The sequence below is a fragment of the Roseateles sp. genome (assembly GCF_031397715.1).
In the GTDB taxonomy this organism is placed as follows: Bacteria; Pseudomonadota; Gammaproteobacteria; order Burkholderiales; family Burkholderiaceae_C; genus Paucibacter_A.
Map to the genome: position 1 here is coordinate 1 of NZ_JANNMI010000281.1, position 5,227 is coordinate 5,227.

At 63.0% G+C, this 5,227-nt stretch carries 5 protein-coding genes; 4 read left to right on the plus strand and 1 reads right to left on the minus strand.

What is annotated here, in order from left to right; translation table 11 throughout:
- The first annotated feature begins 122 nt into the window (after positions 1–122).
- The 4 genes from RMO57_RS12365 (at position 123) to RMO57_RS12380 (ending at position 4,082) form a co-directional block, all read left to right on the plus strand.
- A complete protein-coding gene (locus RMO57_RS12365; protein ID WP_310387015.1) occupies positions 123–1,373 on the plus strand; it encodes a tyrosine-type recombinase/integrase in 1,251 nt (416 codons plus the stop codon).
- Positions 1,370–2,371 carry a tyrosine-type recombinase/integrase gene (locus RMO57_RS12370; RefSeq protein WP_310387017.1) on the plus strand — a complete coding sequence of 334 codons (1,002 nt, stop codon included), beginning with the start codon at positions 1,370–1,372 and terminating at the stop codon, positions 2,369–2,371. Before RMO57_RS12365 ends, RMO57_RS12370 begins: the two co-directional genes overlap by 4 nt.
- Entirely contained in the window at positions 2,364–3,383 is a 1,020-nt protein-coding gene (locus RMO57_RS12375) for a tyrosine-type recombinase/integrase (protein WP_310387018.1), read from the plus strand. Before RMO57_RS12370 ends, RMO57_RS12375 begins: the two co-directional genes overlap by 8 nt.
- Before the next feature lie 258 nt (positions 3,384–3,641).
- Positions 3,642–4,082, plus strand: a complete 441-nt coding sequence (locus RMO57_RS12380) for a hypothetical protein (protein WP_310387020.1) — start codon at positions 3,642–3,644, stop codon at positions 4,080–4,082.
- A gap of 453 nt (positions 4,083–4,535) precedes the next feature.
- Here the strand turns inward: RMO57_RS12380 and RMO57_RS12385 are convergent.
- Positions 4,536–5,227, minus strand: a 692-nt coding sequence (locus RMO57_RS12385; protein WP_310387022.1) for a DUF4331 domain-containing protein, incomplete at its 5' end; no start/stop codon positions are given.

Consider the following 5,227-nt stretch of genomic DNA (forward strand, 5'->3'; position numbering starts at 1 on the left):
CCAGACCCGAACCGGCCAGCGGCCGCAATTAACCTGGGGGGACGCAGCCAGAAGCGTGCCGATGAACTGGACATAAGCCCGCGATCGGCGCATGGATGGTGATCTCACAACTGGAGATCACCATGGACTTGATCCGTTCAATGCACCCGTTGGCCAGGGCTTGGTTGCTCGACGGCCCGCTGTCTTCTTACGTCGAGGCTTTTCAGGTATTGCTGGAGCGCGGTCGTTACGCTGAAGGCAGCATGGAGACGGCCCTGCGTGCCTGGTCGCACTTTGCCCACTGGATGACGAAGTGCCAGTTGTCAGCCGATCAGATTGACGAGGCCCTCGTAGAGGAGTTCCTTGATTCGCATCTGCCGCGATGCAACTGTCATCCCGCGGCTTTGCGAACGCTCAACGGCTTGCGGGCGAGCCTTGGGCATTTGCTGTCCTTGTTGCGGGAGCAGCATGTCATTGTGGAACTGCCTGGTCCCGGCGGTCCCGTTGCGGACGAACTGTGCCGTTACAACCTACACATGCGCGACGCCCGCGGTCTGGCGGTTGGCACGCGCGAAGATCGACTCGTTCTCGTAGGTCGGCTGCTGCAATGCAAGTTCGCGGGCAATGCCATCGTCATCGGCGAGCTGCAGCCGGAAGACGTTCGCGGCTTCATCGCTACCGAACTCACGCGGGTCAACAGCGTGTCGCACGCCAGCGCGGTCACTGCGGCGTTGCGCGGCTACTTCCGCTATCGCGGGACCTGCGGTGACGCGGTGCATGCCCTGCTCGGCGTCATCTCATCGCCGGTGCGATGGAGCCAAGCATCGTTGCCGCGCGCTCTTACGAACGAGGAAGTCCAGCGGCTGGAAGCGCATTGCGGCCAAGCCAAGCGGGCGCCGCTGCGCCTGCTGGCCATGGTGCGCCTGGCCTTGGATCTCGGACTGCGCGTTGGCGAGATCGCCAGGCTGGAGATCGGCGACTTCGACTGGCGAGCCGGCACGGTGACCTTGAAGCGAACGAAGTCCCTGCGCCAGGATGTGATGCCGCTGCCGGCGCTTACCGGGCAAGCGCTGGCGGAGTACATGAGACTCGAACGGCCAGCAACCACGCTGCCGTCTCTGTTCGTGCGTCGGTTGGCGCCACACGACAAGCCCATCGGCGTCGACGCGGTGAGCCAGGCAATCGAGCGTGCCCTGCGAAGTGCCGGCATCTCGCGCAGTTGCCATTCGTTGCGTCACACGCTGGCCTGTCGTCTGGTCAACAGCGGCAGTTCAATCAAGGAGGTTGCCGATGTGCTTCGGCATCGATCGCTGGACACCTCGCTGATCTACGCCAAGCTCGACATGCAACTGCTTGCCGAGGTCGCTTTGCCTTGGCCTGGGAGCGCATCATGAACGCCCCGTCATCGGCGAGCATCGACCTCGCTGCCAAGGTGGAGCAATACCTGGCCGAACGCTTGCGCCTTGGGTTCAAGCCGTGTTCATCCGATCTCGCCGTGCGTCAGTTCACCCGCTTCATGGCCAGCGAGGGCCACGACGGTGCGTTGACGGTGGACACGATGGTTCAGTGGGCGCGCCAGGTGCAACCTCGGTACCTCGTGGACGGCCAGGTCAATGTCGACACCGCTGCGCGGCGACTGGCAACGCTGCGCCCCTTCACGCGCTGGCTGCAGCAGTTTGATCCGACCGTCGAAGTGCCTGACGACTCCAGCTTCGGTCCGATCCCGCGCCGCGTGGCGCCTCACATCTACAGCCAAGCCGAGATCGCTGCGTTGATCGTCGCGGCCCGCCGACTTGGCCCTTCGGATGGCCTTCGTGCCGCCACCCATGCGACGCTGTTCGGCCTGATTGCTTCAGCCGGGCTTCGGGTCTCCGAAGCGATCAAACTGGCTGACTCGGATGCAGATCTGGCCGGCGGCATCCTCACCATACAGCAGACCAAGTTCGGCAAGTCCCGCATGGTGCCACTGCACCCCACCGTGATCGGCCCGCTGGCGGCCTACCGGGCATTGCGCCGCCAGCACGTGCCTCCGAAGCCGCAGATGACCTTCTTCGTGGGCTCGCGTGGCGCGCACCGGGGTGAGCCGCTGGGAGACCGGCAGGTACATCGCGTGTTCTGCCAACTGCGCGAGCAATTGGGCTGGATCGATCGAGGCGGCCATGGTGAGCCGCGGGTGCATGACCTGCGGCACAGCTTCGCCGTGAGGCGAATGATCCTGTGGCATCAGCAGGGAGCGAACCTCGACCAACGAATGCTGGCCCTGTCCACGTACATGGGCCACATCAACATCTCCAGCACATACTGGTACCTGAGCGGCGTGCCGGAGTTGATGGCGCTGGCCGGGGCTCGATTCGAACGATTCGCCGACATCGCGGAGAGCGACGATGAGTAGCCCTGAATACTGCAAGCAAGCCCCGCCGAGCTTCGCCACGCTGGTCCAGACCTTCTTCGCTGAGCACCTTACGCAGCAGCGCGCGTTGAGCGCACGGACCGTCGCGGCGTACCGGGACGCGTTCGTGCTGTTCCTGGACTTCGCCCAGGCGCGGCTGCACAAGACACCAACGACGCTGTCGCTGGCTGACTTGACGCCAGCGCTGATCCTGGACTTCCTCGACCACCTGGAGCGCGATCGGCACAACACCGTTCGCAGCCGCAACGCGCGACTGGCCGCGCTGCGCACGTTCCTGAAGTTCGCGGCTCGCCGAGACGTGACGGCGTTGCAAATCATCGAGAGCGCACTGGGCGTGCCGATGAAGCGCTTCGAGCGGCCGATGTTCGAGTTCCTGACCCGTGAGGAGATGCTGGCGGTGATTGGCGCTCCCGGCGCGGGATGGGTGAGTCAGCGTGACCACCTGCTGCTGGCCCTGCTGTACAACACCGGTGCCCGCGTGTCGGAAATGATTGGCGTGAAGGTGGGTGATGTCGTGCTCGCCCCAGCCGCCTGCGTGCATCTGCATGGCAAGGGGCGCAAGCAACGATCGGTGCCGCTCTGGCGATCGACGGTCAAGGTAATCCGCGCCTGGCTGAAGTTCAATCCCGACCTGAGTGCCACGTCGGCGCTACTGCCCAACCGCGGCGGGCAGGCAATGACGCGGTCCAACGTGACGCAGCGCCTGGAACTGGCCGTCAAGGCCGCTGCGCCAACAATGCCGAGCCTGGTCGGCCGATCGATCTCTCCTCACAGCCTACGTCACTCGACGGCCATGCATCTCCTGCAGTCCGGCGTGGACATCAGCGTCATAGCCCTGTGGCTCGGCCACGAGAGTCCGTCGACAACGCATCAGTACATTGAGGCCGACCTTGCTATGAAGGAGAAGGCGCTGGCCAGGCTTCAGGATCCCAACGTGGTTCCACGCCGATTCCATGCTGATGACGCGCTGCTGGAGTTCCTCAAAACCCTGTGACTATGCGTAGGTCAAAACCGAGACCGCCGTCCCCCTGCGAGGACGGCGTACCCTCGTGCTGGCCAAACTGTGCATAACTGGGTCCTGTGCATAACGCTGCACTTCTGCCGGTCGCCAATGCGTCTCGGCTCCAGGCGACCACCCCGACCCGGGCTCATGACGACGATTCGCCGGGCCTCCAGGCAAAATGCAGATGATAGTGGCGAGTCTGGCATCAGGCCTGCCGGGAAGCCCACCTTGAAGAACGGAGCAGCATCAATGGCACTGACGAAGAAAGGCGAGTTCTGGTACGGGACGACGTCGGGCGACACCCAAGCCGAGCTGCGCAGCTATAGCGTTGCGAATCGCCATGAGGCGGTCCGGTTTGCCGCGTCCAAATGTGACTGCGGGTGCCGGACCTTCGCGCTGCAGACCGATGAAGAAGCCGGCGTGGCAATCCGCACCTGCACCGACTGCGGGCAGGAACACCTGATGGGAGACAGCGCGGAAAACGTTGAAGAAGCCGCGCCCGAGGCGCACGAGTGCGTGTGCGAGAACGAGGTGTTCGAGCTGATGTCCGGCGTCTCCGTGTACAAGGGCACACATGACGTGCGCTGGTACTACATCGCTTGCCGCTGCGTGGAATGCAATCTGGTCGGGGTCTTCGCAGACTGGAAATGTGAAGCGGGTGATGCGGCGGCCTTCCTCGCCAAGGTATGAGCGGCCGAACCCCGCAGAGATCAGGCTCGCAGGCTCGGGGTCACGCAAGGCTCAGAGTCAGTGCTCAAGTTTCAAGCCCTTGCGCGAGCAATACCTGGCCTTCTCGCGCTGGAGCGCCCAGCCTCGGCACGTCAAAGGCAGCAAGATCGCACGTACCGCGCGAGCGGCCAAGGGGTGTCATGAAGTGGTCGGTGGACTTGGCTGTATCAATGTCGGTAACCGCTGCCGTTGCAGCCGCTCTAGGCGTCGACCCTGTCCAACATATTTTGCACAAAACAGGATTCTTAACAAATTTGCTTTCCAACTCTGGACTGCACAAATCAATGGTCGCTCACTTTTAAGATCGATTCCGATTCCAAGCTCAGATTGCACATAGCCATAGAAAAGAAGAAGAAAAAGGCGCTGCCAGCGGTCAGCTTACAGCGCCCAAGTTCAAGCGTCAGACCGGCGTGCCTACTTGGCGCCCGCTATTGGCGTGAACAGGTAAGGGAACTTGCTCAACAAAGGAGTCACCGCCTGATCCACGGCGTCATGCAGCTTGAAGGCCGTGACACCCAAGGGCACCTTGCTCGGGTTGCAGTCAGCACCAAAACCCAAGGCGTTGGCATTGCCATTGGCCATGCACAGGCCGCCCATCACCGCCACCAGCGAGATGTCTACCACATCGTCCTTGGGGCGCCGGCCGTTCGGGTAGCCGGCGTTATCGCTGCCGCCGGCGAGGATGTTGCCGACAATTCCCAGGCGATTTTGCTGATCGAAACGCACCGGGGGGGTCGCCGTGTTCAAGCGCAGCATCTCCGCGCCGACCACATTCTTGGGCTGGTTGACGCCCTTGATGCCCGTTAGGAAGGTCGTGACCAAGTCAAAGCGCGGGAAATTGGTCGGTGCCGTGCCCGGCAGCGCCAAAGCGATTTCCAGCAAGGCCGGCAAGGACGGGTGGGTCACATAATCAATGAACTGGCCGTCACCTTTGGGCGAGGAGGCGTTGAACTTGTCCTTGTCCGGCAGGCCAATCACCACCTCATTGACCAGCGGCATGCCCAAGCGCGACACCTGTACCCAGCTGCCGCCAACCTTTTCGCTGGCTTGATGGCCCGACGGCGGCGTGGCGTTCAATAGGCGCGACTGGCGCAGGCTGGCGCTGG